A 15,621-nucleotide genomic window follows, 5' to 3' on the forward strand; every position below is an offset into this window, starting at 1 on the left:
GCCCTCGAACAGGTCCATGAACGACGCCTGCGTCCCCGTGGTGCCGCGCACGCCGCGGAAGCGCAGGGTGTCCAGGCGGAACTCCACCTCCTCCAGGTCCAGCAGCAGGTCCTGGATCCAGAGCGTGGCGCGCTTGCCGACCGTGGTGGGCTGCGCCGGCTGGAAATGCGTGAAGCCCAGCGTCGCCAGCGACCGGTGCTCGCGCGCGAACTCGGCCAGCGCCGCCACGGTGGCCACGAGCCGCGCGCGCACCAGCTTCAGCGCCTCGCGGTGCTGGATCAGGTCCGTATTGTCGCCCACGTACGCGCTGGTGGCGCCCAGGTGGATGATGGCGCGCGCGGCCGGCGCCTGCTCGCCCAGATGGTGTACGTGCGCCATCACGTCGTGGCGCAGCTCGCGCTCCAGCTCGGCCGCGCGCTTGGTGTCCACGTTGTCCAGGTTGGCCCGCAGCGCCGCGATCGCCTCGTCGGGAATGGGGAGGCCCAGCTCCTTCTCCGCCTCCGCCAGCGCCAGCCAGAGGCGCCGCCAGGTGCCGAACTTGAACCGCGGCGAGAAGATCAGGCTCATCTCGGCCGAAGCGTAGCGCTCGGTCAGCGGATTGGAGTAGCGGTCGGATGCCATGGGCCTTCTTCTAGGACGGAACCAGGCGGGGGCCGCGCGGCCTGCGCTCCGCCCCCGCGTTCGGTGGATAGCTGACGGCGGCGAGGAAGAGCCCTTCCGGCGGCGCGGGGGGCGAGGTCTCCAGCCCCTCGCGCTGCTCCAGGAGCGCGGCCATGTCCCCTTCCGGGCGCTCCGCGAGCCCGATGTCCACCAGCGTACCGACCAGGTAGCGCACCATGTGGTGGAGAAAGCGGTTGGCGGTCACGTGGAACTTGAGCCCCACCCCCTCCCACGGCTCCCAGCGCGCCTCGCTCACGATACAGCGGTCGCCGCGCTCCTCCTGCCCCGCCTTGGCGAAGCGCAGAAAGGAGTGCTCGCCCACGATGGCCTCAGCCGCGCGCTCCATTGCGCCCAGGTCCACGGGGCGGGCGAGGGGCCAGCACCAGGGGGAGCGAAAGGGGGAGTCGGCCTCGGGCGAGAGCCCCACGCGGTACAGGTACGAGCGGGCGGCGGCGTCGTAGCGCGGGTGGAAGCCGGGGAGCGCGGAGTCGGCCTCGGCCACCCACACGTCGCCGGGCAGCAGCGCGTTGAGGGCGCGGCGAAGGGCGTGCGGCGTCCACTTGAGCGGGACGTCGCAGGCGGCCACCTGCCCGGTGGCGTGCACTCCGCGGTCGGTGCGGCCGGATCCCACCACCTGCGCCGGGCGGTCCAGCAGGCGCGTGAGGACGCGCTCGATCTCGCCCTGCACCGTGCGCTGCCCAGGCTGCACCTGCCAGCCGTGGAACTCGCGCCCGTCGTAGTGGAGGGTGAGGCGGATGCGGTGGAAGTCGGGGGCGTTCACGCGGCGAAAGCTACCCGCGCGCCCGGTGCTGTCAAGCGTATGTCGGAGATCGTTGACGACGGGCTCACGCGTGGGCTCAGCGGCGGGAGAAGAGGGCGACCACTTCCCGCGCCTCCTCCTCGCGTCCCTTGGGCACGGGGATGCGGATGTTGTCGCTCGACGGGCCGGAGCGGGTGCTCCAGCCGATGGTGAACTCGAGTTGCGGGGGCGTCGCCGCCTCGTCGAAGCGCACGCCCCGGAAGCTGTAGGTGTCGTTGCGCAGCACGTGGTAGCGGCCGTTGAGCAGGATGGCCGTCGGGGTGATGATCGCCTCGCCGGGGCCGGAGACGTTCGCCTGGTGGTCGTCCTTGGCCATCATCATCCCGCCCACCAGGATCATCACCGCCACCATCGCCGCGGCCATGATCATCGTCCTCCCCTCCTCGCCGCCGCCGCTGCTGCTCACGAGGCCCACCACCATCACCATGACGGCGACCGTGATCCACTCCCCCATGCGCCGCTTCACCTCACCGCCGGTGTAGGAGGCCCATTCGCCCGGCTCGTACACCCAGTGCGCCAGCACCCGCTCGCCCGATGGGAGCGTGGGCGGGACCGGCGTCGGTACGACGTCGCCGGGGCGCGAGGGCGCGGACGGCACCGTCTGGGGCGCGAGGGCGGCGGGGCGGGAGCCGACGGCCGCGCGGATGGCGTTCTGGTGCGCGGTCTCCTCGACGACGGCGCGGCGCCACTTCACCAGCATGTGGATGCCGCTCAGCAGCAGGGTCAGGCCGGCGGCGGCCATCACCATGAACACGATGCGCATCTCGCCCGTCTCCGCCAGCGAGCCCACGACCCCCAGCAGCAGGAGGATCGGCGACATGCACAGCACCAGCGCCGCGGATACCGCGTTCATCGGGTGGGACGAGTTGATCATCGGAGCCGCTCCTGCCCCATTCTGGACCTCCGCGCCGCGGACGCGGGGCGCGCATGCGGCAGGCGCCCGAAACGTCTGCCGTCTCGGGCGCAACGTTGCATCCGGAATGGCCGGATCACAAGAGTGATGAAAGGGACGCCCCCGGCGCGCCACCGCGCCCAAGCAACGGCGTGCATCCGGGCGGTGGGCCGAAAGGTGCGCGCACTCGCGATTGACACGGAACGGCGCCTGCGGCATCATTCACAATCCCTTCCAACCTGGTGTGCCGCAGGCACCTTCCGGGGTGCTCGCCATCACCCATTTCCGCTCGAATACGGTGCACGACTACGAGGTGGAACGGCTCCGGCTGGCGGCGCCCCGCGTCGCGCTGGCGGAGCACGCGTCCCGGGCGGCCGGATGACGACACCGGACACGGCCTCCGCGGACGACCTGGGGGCGCTGATCCGCGCGGCGGCCACCCGGCCGCTGAGCGCGGACGAGGCGGAGCGGGCCTTCAACGAGGTGATGGAGGGGCGCGCCACCCCCGTGCAGATGGCGGCGCTCCTGGTCGCCATCCGCGTGCGCGGCGCGGTCCCGAGCGAGGTGGCGGGCGGCGTGCGCGCGCTGCGCCGCGCGATGATCCCCGTCCCCACCGACGCGGCGGGGCTGGTGGACACCTGCGGCACGGGCGGCGGCGCGATCACCACCTTCAACATCTCCACCGCGGCGGCGCTGTTGGCGGCGGGGGCGGGGGTGCGCGTGGCGAAGCACGGCAACCGCTCCTTCACCTCCCGCTGCGGCAGCGCCGACGTGCTGGAGGCGCTCGGCGTGCGGCTGGACCTGCCGCCGGACCGCGAGGCGCAGGTGCTGGAGGAGTGCGGGATCGTCTTCATGTTCGCGCCGCTTCACCACCCGGCCATGAAGCACGTGGGCCCCATCCGCCGCGAGCTGGGGATGCCGACGCTGATGAACGTCCTGGGCCCCGTCACCAACCCCGCCGGCGCGCGGCGGCAGGTGGTCGGCGTCTCCGACCCCGCGCTCCTGGAGCTGATCGCGGGCGCGCTGGCGGAACTGGGCCACGAGCGCGCGCTGGTCGTCCACGGTGAGCCGGGCCTCGACGAGGTGAGCCCCATCGGCACCACCGAGATCCTGGAGGTGAACGCCGGCGCCGTCACACGCCGCACCTTCGACCCCGCCACGCTCGGCTGGGAGCCGTTCACCGCGCGTGGCCTGGAGGGCGGCGATCCGCAGGACAACGTCCGCACCGTCGTCTCCGTGCTGCGCGGCGAGACGGGGGGCGTCGCGCGCGCCGCCGTGGTCCTCAACGCCGGCGCCGCCATCTACGTCTCCGGCCAGGCGGCCTCGCTGGAAGATGGCATCGCCTCCGCCGGCGCCGCCCTCGACGCGGGCCGCGGCTGGGACGCCCTCCAGCACCTCCGCGACGCTTCGCGACGCTAAGCTTCGTTTCCACAACCACTTCGCCCCTGCCGCGCTCGTCCGCGGCAGGGGCGATCTGTTTTGTCCCCAATCCAGATCTTAGGATCAGCTTCTTACCACTCTACGATAAGAGTATTGACGAGTATCAATATCCCTGTTATTGATAATCGAGATGTGCTCGTCTCGCACTTCAACGCGGAGGAAGGTCCCGTGCCCCGACCGTACCCCGATGCCCTGGCACTCACCCGGCGAGTCCTGCGGATCGTGATCGTGCTGAACCTGCTGCTGGGCTTCCTGATCCTGGCGCTGCTGATCGCCACGCTCGTCGCACAGACGTTCGTGGTCGCCGCGCTCGGTGTGCCGCCGAGAAATCAGAGCGCGGCGCTGATCCTGGGGATGCGCCTCGTGATGGTGCTCGGCATCGCCTCGGTTCCGCTCGCGCACCTCGTCCTCAAGCGCCTGCAGGCCATCGTGGACACGGTTGGGCAGTCGGATCCGTTCGTGGCGGAGAACGCGGTGCGGATGCGGACGATCGCGTGGGCGGTGCTGGGGATGGAGCTCATGCACCTCGCGATCGGCGTGATCGCGGCCGCCGTGTCCACCCGGGAGCAGCCGTTCGACGTCGATTGGAGCTTCTCCTTCACGCCCTGGGTCGCGGTGCTGCTGCTCTTCGTGCTCGCGCGCGTCTTCGAGCAGGGCGCCCTCATGCGCGACGACCTGCAGGGAACGGTCTGAGATGCCGATCATCGTGAAGCTCGACGACATGCTCTACGCGCGCCGGATGACGCTCACGGAGCTGTCGGAGCGCATCGGGATCACGCTCGCCAACCTGTCGATCCTCAAGACCGGCAAAGCGCGCGCGGTCCGCTTCTCCACGCTGGAGGCGATCTGCGAGGCGCTGCAGTGCCAGCCGGGCGACCTGCTCGCGTTCAGCGACGGCTCGGAGCCGCCCGCCTCATGAGTACCACCACCCACCACACCAGCCGCCCCGGCGCAGGGGCGAAGGAGCGCACCATGCACGAACTGTCCACTTTGCGGCTCAACCTGCTGCGCGCGATGTACCTGATCATCGCCGTGGGCATGGGCAGCCAGATCTGGCCGCTGATCCTGGGCCCCAAGATGCCGGAGCACATGCGCGGCGTCGTCTGGTCGATGCTCGGCGCGCTCACGGTCCTGTCGCTGTTGGGGCTTCGCTACCCGGTCCGGATGATGCCGCTGCTCATCTTCGAGCTCGCGTGGAAGTGCGTCTGGGTCGCTGCATTCGGCATCCCGCTCTGGTCGGCCGGCCGCCTGGACGCCGGCACCTCGGAGACGCTCTTTTCCTGCATGTTCGGCGTGGTCCTGGTTCCGCTCGTGCTCCCCTGGCCCTACATCTTTGCGACGTACCTAAAGGCTCCGGGCGACCCCTGGCGGCGGCCTTCGGCACCTCGCACGAGCGGAGTGGTCTCGCTGGAGAGCTGAGGCGCGCGTGGTTCTCGGCCTCTCCCGCCGGCCTCTTAGCCCGCGCAGTAGATCCTTCGCTCCGCGCCAGAGGCCTGAGCACGGGAGAGGACTAAGCAGCGCGTCGCTCAGGATGACAAAATGGGTGGGGCGGCCCTCACGGGAGCACGGCCCCGCGCAAACGCCCGCTGTGCCCGAGACCGCTTCAGCGGTCTTCGCGTGGTTCCAGCCGGGGGATTTATCCCCCGGCGTTGCGACGCCCCCGGCGCTAATCCCCCGGCACACGCAAAACGCCCCCGCCAGGACCGAGATCCAGGCGGGGGGGCGCGTTCACCAGATCCCGCGAGCTACAGCGTGAAGACCGCGCGCAGGTCCCACGGGCCGGGGATCGGCGGGGGGGTCGCCGGGTCGAGGACCATCATGCGGCGGCCCTCCTTGGAGATCCGCCCCACCACGAACGGTACCGGCTGCGCGTCCTTCATCGTCGTCGCTCCCAGGGAATGGTTGGGCCGCACCGCGGACCGGGCCAGCCCGCCCAGCCGCCGCGCACGGGCGCGGAGGAGCGGGCGGCGGGCACGGACCGGCACGGGATCAGTACTTACGGATGACGCCGACCACGATCCCCTGGATCTGCACCGCATCCGCCGGGAAGTACATCGGCTCCATGGTGGGGTTGGCCGGTTGCAGGCGCACCTTGCCGTCCTTCTCCCGGTAGAACTTCTTGACCGTGGCGGAGCCGCCCACCGTCCCATCCGAGACCAGCGCCACCACCATCTCCCCGTTGTCCGCCGTCTGGCGGGAGTTGACGATGATGTAGTCGCCGTCGCGGATCTGCTCGTCGATCATGGAGTCTCCCTTGACGCGGAGGACGTAGTTGTTGCCGCGCCGCACCATGTCGTGGGGAACCGTGACCGTCTCCTGCAGGCCGTCCGTCACCTCCAGCGGGAGACCCGCCGCGACGGTGCCCATCAGGGGGAGCTCGATGGCCGGAGCGTGCAGGTCCGCGCGGACCACTTCAAGAGACCGGCTCTTGTTGTAGTTCTTCCGCAGGAAGCCCTTTTGCTCCAGATTGGTGAGATGCTCGTGGACGGTCGCCAGCGAGGAGTATTGGAAGTGCTCCGCAATCTCCTCGTAGCTCGGGGAGTACCCGTTCGTCTCCACGAAGGATTCGACGTAGTCCAGGATCTGCCGCTGCTTCTTCGTGAGCGCCATTGCGCCTCCGGCTGTTGATATCGGGGTTGCATCCGAACAGGCACCGAAGCAATATACCCGAACGCAAACCGAAGCGCAAGCAATCAATTTTCCGTGATCTCAAACATCCTGGACCGCATCGTCGCCACCAAGCGCGAGGAGCTGCGCGGCCTTGCCGGAACCGCCCCCGAACTGCGCTCCCGCGCGGCCGACGCGCCGCCTCCGCGGGGCTTCGCCACTTCGCTGCGCCGTCCCGGCGAGGTGCGCCTGCTGGCCGAGGTGAAGCGCCGCTCCCCGTCCGCCGGCGAGATCCGCCCCGGCGCAGATCCGGCCGAGGTCGCCCGCGCGTACCAGCAGGGCGGGGCGGCGGCCGTCTCCGTGCTCACCGACCGCGAGTACTTCGGCGGCGACCTGGACGCCCTCCGCAGCGTGGCGTCCGCGGTGGCGCTCCCCGTCATCCGCAAGGACTTCGTCATCGACCCGCTGCAGGTGTGGGAGGCGCGCGGCGCGGGGGCGGACGCGGTGCTGCTGATCGTGCGCATCCTGGACGACGAGCTCCTGCGCGAGCTTCACGCGCAGATCCGCGAGCTGGGGATGGACGCGCTGGTGGAGGCGCACAACCCGGACGAGGTGGAGCGCGCCCTTGCCGCCGGCGCTACCCTGCTGGGGATCAACAACCGCGATCTGGACACTTTCGTCACCGATCTGGACCTGTCGGTGCGGCTGGCCGGCGCGGTGCCCGCCGGGGTGACGCTGGTGGCGGAGAGCGGGATCCGCGCGGCTTCGGACGTGGACCGGCTCGGCGCGGCCGGTGTAGACGCAATCCTCGTGGGCGAGTCGCTGATGCGGCAGGAGGACCTGCGCGCCGCGGCCGCCGCCCTGGCCGGGCGCCCCAAGGTGGAGCGGGTGTGACGCATCCCGAGGTCAAGGTCTGCGGCCTGACGCGCCACGAGGACGCGCGGGTTGCAGCCGAAGCCGGCGCCGCGTACCTGGGCGCCGTTTTCGCGCCCGGCGGCCGCCGCACGGTGACGCCGGAGGCCGCTCGCGTTATTTTTGGCGATCTCCCCGCGCGCAGGGTCGGCGTCTTTGTGGACGCTTCGCTTGACGAGCTGGAGGCCGCCGGGCGCGCGGCCGGGCTCGACGTGGTGCAGCTTCACGGCGACGAGACGCCGGAGCTGGCGGCGGAGCTCCGGGCCCGCGGCTGGACGGTGTGGAAGGCGCTGCGCCCCCGCACCGGCGCCGAGCTGGCGGCCGAGGCGCCGCGCTGGGCCGGCTCGGTGGACGCGCTCCTCCTGGACGGCTTCAGCACCGCGGCCCGCGGCGGCACCGGCGCATCGTTCCCGTGGGCCGAGGTCGCCGCGCACCGCGACGCCGTCCCGGACGGGGTCGCCCTGATCGCGGCCGGCGGCCTGCGCCCCGAGAACGTGGCCGAGGCGGCCGCCATCCTCCACCCCGACGTGGTGGACGTGAGCTCGGGAGTCGAATCGGCCCCCGGCCTCAAGGACGGGGAAGCGGTGCGCCGGTTCATCCAGGCGGCCCATTCCCCATTCCCCATTCCCCATTCCCGGCAGTCCTGATGTCCCAGGCAGCACCCGTGGCGCGCGAACAACGCGCCGGACGCTTCGGCGAATACGGCGGACGCTTCGTCCCCGAGACCCTGATCACCGCGCTGGACGAGCTGGAGGAGGTGTACGCCGCCGCCGCGGCCGACCCGGCGTTCTGGGACGAGCTGCACGCCCTGTGGCGCGACTTCGTGGGGCGGCCCACACCGCTGTACCGCGCCCGCCGCCTGGGCGAGGCGGCCGGCGCGGACGTGTGGCTGAAGCGCGAGGACCTCAACCACACCGGCGCGCACAAGATCAACAACTCGCTGGGGCAGGTGCTGCTGGCGCGGCGGATGGGGAAGGAGCGCATCATCGCCGAGACCGGGGCGGGGCAGCACGGGGTGGCCACCGCCACCGCCTGCGCCCTGTTCGGCCTGCGGTGCATCGTGTACATGGGCGAGGAGGACGTGCAGCGCCAGGCGCTCAACGTCTACCGGATGAAGCTGCTGGGAGCCGAGGTCCGCCCCGTCTCCAGCGGCACGCGCACCCTCAAGGACGCCACCAACGAGGCGATCCGCGACTGGGTCACCAACGTTGCCGACACGCACTACATCATCGGCTCCGTCGTCGGCCCGGACCCGTATCCGCGCATGGTGCGCGACTTCCAGAGCATCATCGGCCGCGAGACGCGCGAGCAGATGCTGGCCGTCGAGGGCCGCCTCCCGGTCGCGGTGGTGGCGTGCGTGGGTGGCGGCTCCAACGCCATCGGCATGTTCCACCCCTTCGTCGGCGACGAGGGTGTGGAGCTGGTCGGCGTGGAGGCCGCGGGCGAGGGGCTCGACACGCAGCGCCATGCCGCCACGCTGACCCTGGGCAAGCCGGGCGTCCTCCACGGCTGCCTGAGCTACCTCCTGCAGGACGATGCGGGCCAGGTCGCCCCCGCGCACTCCGTCTCCGCCGGCCTCGACTACCCGGGCGTGGGCCCCGAGCACTCCGCCCTCAAGGACCAGGGCCGCGCCACCTACGCCGCCGTCACGGACGCGGAGGCCCTCGACGCCTTCGGCCGCCTCGCGCGACTCGAAGGCATCATCCCCGCCCTCGAAACCGCCCACGCCATCGCCTACGTGCTGCGCGAGGGTGCGAAGTGGGCCGGCAAGGGGCCTGTCGTCATCTGTCTGAGCGGGCGGGGGGACAAGGACGTGGCGCAGGTGGCGGCGATGGGGACGGCAGTGCGTTAGTGCGTTAGTGCGTTAGTGCGCTGGACCGGGGTGGAGCGTCGGTTTTGGAGCCCCGTTTCACGAGCGCCGGTCCAGGCGATGTCCGCCTCCGCGGACTCGGGCCGATGCCTGCGATGCGCGAGACCGCTTCAGCGGTCTTCCCGTGGTTCCAGCCGGGGGATTCATCCCCCGGTTGCGGCGGCGATGCGCCCGCGCCGACCCGCCCCCGCCGCACCGATCCACGCCCCCGAACCTGCGAAGGCAGGTTTCCCGCGGTGGTTGCAGCGGTTTCAACCGCCGGCCCCCCACATCCCGTCGCCTTCGGTCCGAGGTCTTTCTGCCGCGCTTGCAAGAGGTTGTGCGGCGTACCGCGGGCGGCTAAACTGTTGCATCCTTCCCAAAGCCCCGCCCGCATGTCCGATTCACTCCTCCAGACCAGCGCCAGCGCATCTTCGGCCGCCCACATGGCCGCGGACCCGTTGCGCGCGGAAGTCAGGGAGGTGGTGCAGGGGATCTCCAAGGCGCTGCGGGCGCACCTGCTGTACGAGGGGAAGAGCCCCGCGCTGGACCGCTTCATGGAGCTGCTCGCCGCGCGCATGGCGCAGCTCTGGGAGCAGATGCCGCACCTGACGCTCTCGGTTGAGGAGCGCGAGCTGCACTGGCACGGCGCCGCCGTCTTCCAGAGCGACGAGCGCGACAACCTCGCCTTCCTCCTCTACCGCGACGGGGTGCGCGAGATCACGCTGCGCCGCGGCTTCGAGGAGGAAGAGCTCCAGCGGCTCGTGGAGATCCTGGCCCACGCGCACCAGGTGCGCGGCGCGGATGTGGACGACCTTCTCACCATCTTCTGGGAGAAGGACTGGCTCTGCTTCCGCTACCGCTACGTGGAGGCGCTCCCGGACGGGGTGCACCTTCCCGATGCGGTTTCGGGCGAGACGAAGACGGTGGCCGCGCCGCGCGCGGAGGCGGAGCAGGCACCCCGCGCCACCGTCACCACCGACGACTTCCGCGAGGCGGTCTACTTCCTCGACCAGACGGAGCTGAACCGCCTGGCCGCCGAGGTGCGCGCCGAGATGGAGCGCGACCTGTGGACGGGAGTGCTCACGGCGCTCTTCGACCGGCTGCAGGACGGCACGCACGCGCGGCAGGAGCAGGTGATGGAGGTGCTGGGCGACGCCATTCCCACGCTGCTGGGCGCGGCGCGGGTGGACCTGGCGGCGTACGTGGTGGGGGAGATGGTCTCCGTCGCCACGACGGCGCGGCTGGCGCCGGGGGTGCTGCGCGGGGTGCGCGCCCTCTTCGCCCAGCTCGCCGAGCCCGCCACCGTCGCCGAGCTGGTGCGCACCGTGGAAGAGGCCGGCGAACGGGTGCGCGACGACGACCTCTCCACCCTCCTCTCCTTCTTCCCCCCCGAAGCGCTGGGCCCCCTCGTCCGCGCCGCGGAGAGCAGCGGCTCGCAGCGCGTGCGCGCCACCGTGCAGAGCGCCGCCGAGCGCCTGGGCGACGCCAACCGCGAGCACCTGGTGCGCCTGCTGGCCGAGGCGGACGCGACGCTGGTGACTGGCGCCGCGCGGCTCGTCGGGCGGCTCCGCGTGCAGACGGCGGCGGGTGAGGTCACGCGCCTCCTGTCGCGCTCCGAGGCGGCGGTGCGGCTGGCGGCGGTGGAGGCGCTGCAGGAGATCCGCTCGCCGTCGTCGGCGGGGGCGCTGGAGGCGGCGCTGGAGGACGTGGACCGCGAGGTGCGCGTGGCCGCCGCACGCGCGCTCGGCACGCTGCGCTACGCCCCCGCGCGCCCCAAGCTGGAGGCCGCGCTCGACTCCAGGCGCCTGCGCGACTCCGAGCTCTCGGAGCGCATCGCCTTCTTCGAGGCGTACGGCGGCGTGGCGGGCGCGGAGGGGGTGCCGGTGCTGGACCGCGTGCTCAACGGCAAGAGCTGGCTGGGCCGCCGCGAGTCCGGGGAGACGAGGGCCTGCGCGGCGCTGGGCCTGGGCCGCATCCGCCACCCCGCCGCCGAGAAGGCGCTCAACGCCGCCGCCGCCGATGCGGACCCCGTGGTGCGGAGCGCGGTGGGCCGCGCCCTGCGGACGATGCGCCAGTGAGCGCCCCGGCCACCTCCACCGCGGCGCACTCCGGCGACGAGCGCTTGGTGCAGCAGCGAGGCCGCGAACTCCTCTTCGCCATGGCGTCCGCCACGCGCGCCCTCCAGCTCTACCCGCTGGAGAACCAGGCGGTGGTCAACGCCCTGGCCGAGCTGGACGCCACCGCGCGCGCCCTGCTGGACCAGGAGGGCGAGCTCTCCGTGCGCTACGTGGGCGACTTCTTCTTCGTCAACGACGTGCGGCTGCGCATCGACCTCGCCAGCTACGCCACGTTCGGGCTCGTGGGCCGCGCGCTGCACCGGCACGGGATCGGCACGGTGGAGGCGTTCCCCGGCGCGGGGGCGGGGGAGTGGACGGCGTTCCTGTCGCTGCTGATGGCGGAGCCGCACGCGGACGACCGCTTCGGCCACTTCGCGGAGCGGCTGGCCCGCAGCGCCGTCCTGCACCTGGCCGTGCACCCGGACCAGGATCGCGACCCGGAGACGGACGAGAACGCCCGTCAGATGGCGAAGCGCGCCTACGCCCACACCGTCGCCGTCGCGCGCGAGACGATGTCGGCGCTGCGCATGGGCAAGGGCGTCTCCATCCGCCCGGTGAAGCGCGCGGTGCAGTCCATCGTGGACCAGGTGCTCACCAACGAGAGCTCCATCTTCGGCCTCACCACGCTGCGCGACTACGACGAGTACACCTTCACCCACTCGGTGAACGTGTGCATCTTCTCGGTGGCGCTGGGGAAGAAGCTGGGCTTCGACAAGCATCAGCTGTACGAGCTGGGGCTGGGGGCGCTGCTGCACGACGTGGGCAAGGCGAAGATGCCGTGGGAGCTGATCAACAAGACCGGCCCCCTGACCACCGACGAGTTCAAGGTGATGCAGGAGCACCCCACGGAGGGGCTCCTCACCCTCTTCGCGATGCGGGGGCTGGCCGAGCTGCCGCTGCGAGCGATGCTGGTGGCGTACGAGCACCACATGAAGATCGACCAGACGGGCTACCCACGCTCGGTGAGGCCGCGCACCCCCTCGCTCTTCGGGCGCATCGTGGCGGTGGCGGACGGCTTCGACGCGGCGACCACCAAGCGCAGCTACCAGGCGCAGCCCTGGCCCGCCGACCACGTGCTGCGCGAGATGCGCGACAACCAGACGCGCGGCTTCGATCCGCTGATCGTGAAGGCGTTCATCAGCATGACGGGCATCTATCCGGTGGGCTCGCTGGTCATCCTGGACAGCTACGAGCTCGCCGTGGTGGTGGCCGCCAGCACCCGGCCGGATGCCATGCACCAGCCCACGGTGCGCATCATCCACGACTCCATGGGGATACCGCTCGACCCGGCGCCCCTGCTCGACCTCACGCAGCTGAACCCCGCCACGGGCGAGCCGCTGCGATCCATCATCAAGACCACCGATCCTGAGCGGTACGGAATCCATGTCGGCGACTATTTCGTCTGACCGAATGACCCTCGCGGACGCCTTCGCCGCCTGCCGCGCGCAGGGGCGGGCCGCCCTGATCCCCTACATCACCGCCGGCCACCCCTCACCCGCGGACACTCCAGCCCTCCTGCGCATGCTGGCCGAGGAGGGCGCCGACGTCATCGAGCTGGGCGTGCCGTTCAGCGACCCGCTGGCGGACGGGCCCACCATCCAGCGGTCGTCGTTCCAGGCGATCGAGCAGGGGGTGGACCTGCGCTGGACGCTGGAGCGGCTGGCCGAGTTCCGCGCCACGCACTCCACGCCGGTCGTCATCTTCACGTACCTGAACCCCATCCTGCGCCACGGCGTCGCGCGCTTCCTGGCGGATGCGGCGCACGCGGGCGCGCAGGGGGTGCTGGTGACGGACCTCCCCGTGGGCGCCGATCCGGAGCTGGAGGCCGCCTTCGCCGCATCGCCGCTCGACCTGATCCGCCTGATCGCCCCCACCACGCTCCCCGCCCGCGTCAGGGTGATCGCGGCGGCGGCGCGCGGCTTCGTGTACTACGTCTCGCGCACGGGCGTGACGGGGGCGCAGATGTCGCTCGCCGCCGGTCTGGCCGCCGAGGTGGACGCCGTCCGCGCCGCCACGTGTGTCCCGGTGGCGGTGGGCTTCGGCATCTCCACCCCGGAGCAGGCCGCCGTCGTCGCCGCAAACGCGGACGGCGTGGTGGTGGGGAGCGCGCTGGTGGACCTGCTGGGGCGCGCCGGCGTGGAGGGCGCGCGTCCCCTGGTGCGCGGGCTGCGCGCCGCGGTCCAGCGCCCGGGCTGAGATGGACACGGAGCGGGAGATGCCCTCGGTGATGCACCGCGTGCTCGCCGGCTACGCGCGCGGCGTGCTGTACGCGGGCGCGCTGCTCACCGTGGCCGTCGCCGTGTTCTACCCGCCGCGAACCATGGCGGGGTGGATCGCCGCGCTCGCCGGGACCGTGGCGGTGGCGCTGCTGCGGCTGGGCGCGGTGCCGCTCTCCAAGTTCGCGTACGTCACCATGACGGTGGTGCCGGTGGCGCCGCTCGTGATGATGGGCGAGCCCGCCGCCGCCGTCCTCGCCGCCTACCTGGGCACCGTGGCCGGCGATGCGCTGCGCCGCAAGGACATGGCGCCCACGCTGATCAACGCCGGGCGCGAGTCGCTCGCCGCCGTGGCCGGCGCGGGGGTGTTCGCGGCCGTCGTTTCCATCCGCGAGCAGGTGTACCCGTCCGGCATCGGCAGCGACGTCCTCTCGGCGGAGTGGATCCCCACCGTCGTCGCCTTCCTCCTGGCGTACTTCGCGGCGAGCCGCGGGCTCTTCTACTTCTCGCTGGCGTACCGCGGCAAGCTGAGCCAGGCGGAGTGGATGATCATCTTCCGCTACGAGGTGATCTCCGCGTTCCTGGGGATCATCGCCGCGCTGGCGGTGGCGGCGGCGCTCACCATGTACGGCACGCACCTGGGATGGGCCTTCATCCTGGCGTTCGTGATCTTCGCCGGCCTCCTGGCGCGCGCCCTGGTGGTGGAGGCGATCGCGTCCGAGGAGCTGCGCAAGGTGGTGGCGATGGAGGCGGTGATCGCCGCCGGGATGACGCTGCGCGAGTCGCTGGAGCAGATCGAGCGGCTGGCGGCGCGGCTGGTGGAGTGGCGCTGGCTGCGCATCTACGCGGGCGATGGAAACGGGCTGGAGCCCATCTACCCCTCCGCCAACGGCAGCGGCCCCCTCGCCGAGGCGAGCGACCTGCACGTGGAGGCCGCCGGGCGCTCCGAGGCCCTCGTCGTCGCCGACCTGCGCCGCGATGGGCGCGTCGACGGCGAGGGCGCCCGCTCGCTCGTGCTGCAGCCGCTCCAGTACGGGCGCACCGTGCTTGGGGTGCTGGAGATCGCGCACCACCGTCCGCGCGCGTACGGGCCCAGCGAGGTGCGGCTGATCGAGCGCTTCGGCCGCCAGGTCTCGCTCGCCCTGCAGCTCGACTCGCTGGTGCGCCCCATGACGCAGAGCGCGGGCGAGGTGGAGGGACAGCTCCGCGAGCTGGGCGGTCGCCTGGCCGAGCTGCGCGCCAGCGGGGTGGAGGTGGCCGAGCACGCCGCCGCCATGGGCGAGCAGGTGGCCGACCAGGGCGAGCGCACCGCGCGCGGCCGCGAGGTGGCCGCCGAGCTCGCCGCCGCCGCCGAGCAGATGGCGCGCGACGCCCGCTCCTCCGCGGACACCAGCCGCGACACGGGGCGCATGGCGGTGGAGAACCGCGGCGCCATCGAGGAGGCGATCGGGCGGCTGGTGGAGCTTCGCGACTTCGTGGACCTGGAGGCGCAGGAGCTGGCGGGTCTGGAGCGCGCCTCGGAGCGCATCTCGTCGCTGGTCGGCTCCATCGGCCAGATCGCGGACCAGACCAACCTCCTCGCCCTCAATGCCGCCATCGAGGCCGCGCGCGCCGGCGAGCAGGGCCGCGGCTTCGCCGTGGTGGCCGACGAGGTGCGCAACCTCGCGGACAGCAGCGCCCGCGCCGCCCTGGAAGCGCGCGACGTGGTGGAGTCCGTCCGCGGCCAGGTGCACGCCGCCCTGGGACGCATGCAGGCGGGTTCCGAGCGCGTCTCCGGCGTCGGCGACCTGTCGCGCACCGCGCTCGACTCCGTGCAGCGCATCGCCGCCGCCGCCGGCGAGTCGGCCGAGCTCACCACGCGCATGGCCGGCCGCGCGGAGGAGCAGCGCCAGCGCCTCGCCGCCCTGCTGGGCGAGATCGCCACCATCGCCCAGCTCGCCGACCGCAACGGCCACGGCGCCACCGGCGTCGCCACCGCCGCCCGCGAGCAGGCCGAGACGCTGGCGGAGGTGGAGCGCGCGGTGGCGGCGCTGGGGCAGGTGTCCGTGCGGCTGAACACGTACATCGCGCGGTTCAACGAGATGGGGGCGTAGGGGCCCTCACCC

Annotated in this window: 17 protein-coding genes; 12 read left to right on the forward strand and 5 right to left on the reverse strand. The window is 72.1% G+C overall.

Annotated elements, in window-relative coordinates; translation table 11 throughout:
* The 3 genes from VF647_16035 to VF647_16045 all read right to left on the reverse strand — a co-directional run.
* On the reverse strand, positions 1–621 hold a 621-nt coding region (locus tag VF647_16035; protein ID HEX8453611.1), incomplete at its 3' end, for a lyase family protein.
* Between the two features lie 10 nt (positions 622–631).
* A complete protein-coding gene (gene truA / locus VF647_16040) occupies positions 632–1,441 on the reverse strand; it encodes a tRNA pseudouridine(38-40) synthase TruA (GenBank protein ID HEX8453612.1) in 810 nt (269 codons plus the stop codon).
* Between the two features lie 76 nt (positions 1,442–1,517).
* Positions 1,518–2,354, reverse strand: coding sequence for a hypothetical protein (locus VF647_16045; GenBank protein HEX8453613.1), 837 nt, complete (start codon positions 2,352–2,354; stop codon positions 1,518–1,520).
* Between the two features lie 262 nt (positions 2,355–2,616).
* Here VF647_16045 and VF647_16050 point away from each other — a divergent pair, with 262 nt between their 5' ends.
* The 5 genes from VF647_16050 (at position 2,617) to VF647_16070 (ending at position 5,231) form a co-directional block, all read left to right on the forward strand.
* The gene (locus VF647_16050) at positions 2,617–2,754 is read left to right on the forward strand and encodes a hypothetical protein (GenBank protein ID HEX8453614.1); all 138 of its coding nucleotides are present in this window, start codon (positions 2,617–2,619) and stop codon (positions 2,752–2,754) included.
* On the forward strand, positions 2,751–3,791 hold the full coding sequence (gene trpD, locus VF647_16055) for an anthranilate phosphoribosyltransferase (protein HEX8453615.1): 1,041 nt from the start codon (positions 2,751–2,753) through the stop codon (positions 3,789–3,791). Before VF647_16050 ends, trpD begins: the two co-directional genes overlap by 4 nt.
* 189 nt (positions 3,792–3,980) lie before the next feature.
* On the forward strand, positions 3,981–4,505 hold the full coding sequence (locus VF647_16060; GenBank protein ID HEX8453616.1) for a DUF2975 domain-containing protein: 525 nt from the start codon (positions 3,981–3,983) through the stop codon (positions 4,503–4,505).
* 1 nt (position 4,506) lies between these two features.
* The gene (locus VF647_16065; GenBank protein HEX8453617.1) at positions 4,507–4,731 is read left to right on the forward strand and encodes a helix-turn-helix transcriptional regulator; all 225 of its coding nucleotides are present in this window, start codon (positions 4,507–4,509) and stop codon (positions 4,729–4,731) included.
* A complete protein-coding gene (locus VF647_16070; protein ID HEX8453618.1) occupies positions 4,728–5,231 on the forward strand; it encodes a hypothetical protein in 504 nt (167 codons plus the stop codon). The genes VF647_16065 and VF647_16070 overlap by 4 nt, the downstream gene beginning before the upstream one ends.
* A 326-nt stretch (positions 5,232–5,557) precedes the next feature.
* Here VF647_16070 and VF647_16075 read toward each other — a convergent pair whose 3' ends face one another.
* The gene (locus tag VF647_16075) at positions 5,558–5,797 is read right to left on the reverse strand and encodes a hypothetical protein (GenBank protein ID HEX8453619.1); all 240 of its coding nucleotides are present in this window, start codon (positions 5,795–5,797) and stop codon (positions 5,558–5,560) included.
* A gap of 4 nt (positions 5,798–5,801) precedes the next feature.
* Positions 5,802–6,422, reverse strand: a complete 621-nt coding sequence (gene lexA, locus VF647_16080; GenBank protein ID HEX8453620.1) for a transcriptional repressor LexA — start codon at positions 6,420–6,422, stop codon at positions 5,802–5,804.
* A 93-nt stretch (positions 6,423–6,515) separates the two neighbouring features.
* Here lexA and trpC point away from each other — a divergent pair, with 93 nt between their 5' ends.
* The 7 genes from trpC (at position 6,516) to VF647_16115 (ending at position 15,609) form a co-directional block, all read left to right on the forward strand.
* A complete protein-coding gene (trpC, locus tag VF647_16085; protein HEX8453621.1) occupies positions 6,516–7,313 on the forward strand; it encodes an indole-3-glycerol phosphate synthase TrpC in 798 nt (265 codons plus the stop codon).
* Entirely contained in the window at positions 7,310–7,978 is a 669-nt protein-coding gene (locus tag VF647_16090; GenBank protein ID HEX8453622.1) for a phosphoribosylanthranilate isomerase, read from the forward strand. The genes trpC and VF647_16090 overlap by 4 nt, the downstream gene beginning before the upstream one ends.
* 17 nt (positions 7,979–7,995) lie before the next feature.
* The gene (gene trpB / locus VF647_16095; GenBank protein ID HEX8453623.1) at positions 7,996–9,183 is read left to right on the forward strand and encodes a tryptophan synthase subunit beta; all 1,188 of its coding nucleotides are present in this window, start codon (positions 7,996–7,998) and stop codon (positions 9,181–9,183) included.
* A gap of 392 nt (positions 9,184–9,575) precedes the next feature.
* On the forward strand, positions 9,576–11,261 hold the full coding sequence (locus VF647_16100) for a HEAT repeat domain-containing protein (GenBank protein ID HEX8453624.1): 1,686 nt from the start codon (positions 9,576–9,578) through the stop codon (positions 11,259–11,261).
* Complete coding sequence (locus VF647_16105) at positions 11,258–12,706, forward strand: HD domain-containing phosphohydrolase (protein ID HEX8453625.1); 1,449 nt, start codon at positions 11,258–11,260, stop codon at positions 12,704–12,706. Before VF647_16100 ends, VF647_16105 begins: the two co-directional genes overlap by 4 nt.
* A gap of 4 nt (positions 12,707–12,710) precedes the next feature.
* Positions 12,711–13,496 (forward strand): tryptophan synthase subunit alpha, encoded by a 786-nt coding sequence (gene trpA, locus VF647_16110; protein HEX8453626.1) that lies wholly within the window; start codon positions 12,711–12,713, stop codon positions 13,494–13,496.
* Between the two features lies 1 nt (position 13,497).
* Entirely contained in the window at positions 13,498–15,609 is a 2,112-nt protein-coding gene (locus tag VF647_16115) for a methyl-accepting chemotaxis protein (protein HEX8453627.1), read from the forward strand.
* The last annotated feature ends 12 nt before the right edge of the window (positions 15,610–15,621 follow it).

It is taken from the genome of Longimicrobium sp. (assembly GCA_036387335.1).
In the GTDB taxonomy this organism is placed as follows: domain Bacteria; phylum Gemmatimonadota; class Gemmatimonadetes; order Longimicrobiales; family Longimicrobiaceae; genus Longimicrobium.

What these genes read in the sequence shown, in the direction of transcription:
- VF647_16045 (HEX8453613.1), bottom strand. Translation starts at nt 2,354, where the DNA reads ATGATCAACTCGTCCCACCCGATGAACGCGGTATCCGCGGCGCTGGTG.
- trpD (HEX8453615.1), top strand. Translation starts at nt 2,751, where the DNA reads ATGACGACACCGGACACGGCCTCCGCGGACGACCTGGGGGCGCTGATC.
- VF647_16065 (HEX8453617.1), top strand. Translation starts at nt 4,507, where the DNA reads ATGCCGATCATCGTGAAGCTCGACGACATGCTCTACGCGCGCCGGATG.
- VF647_16070 (HEX8453618.1), top strand. Translation starts at nt 4,728, where the DNA reads ATGAGTACCACCACCCACCACACCAGCCGCCCCGGCGCAGGGGCGAAG.
- lexA (HEX8453620.1), bottom strand. Translation starts at nt 6,422, where the DNA reads ATGGCGCTCACGAAGAAGCAGCGGCAGATCCTGGACTACGTCGAATCC.
- VF647_16100 (HEX8453624.1), top strand. Translation starts at nt 9,576, where the DNA reads ATGTCCGATTCACTCCTCCAGACCAGCGCCAGCGCATCTTCGGCCGCC.
- trpA (HEX8453626.1), top strand. Translation starts at nt 12,711, where the DNA reads ATGACCCTCGCGGACGCCTTCGCCGCCTGCCGCGCGCAGGGGCGGGCC.
- VF647_16115 (HEX8453627.1), top strand. Translation starts at nt 13,498, where the DNA reads ATGGACACGGAGCGGGAGATGCCCTCGGTGATGCACCGCGTGCTCGCC.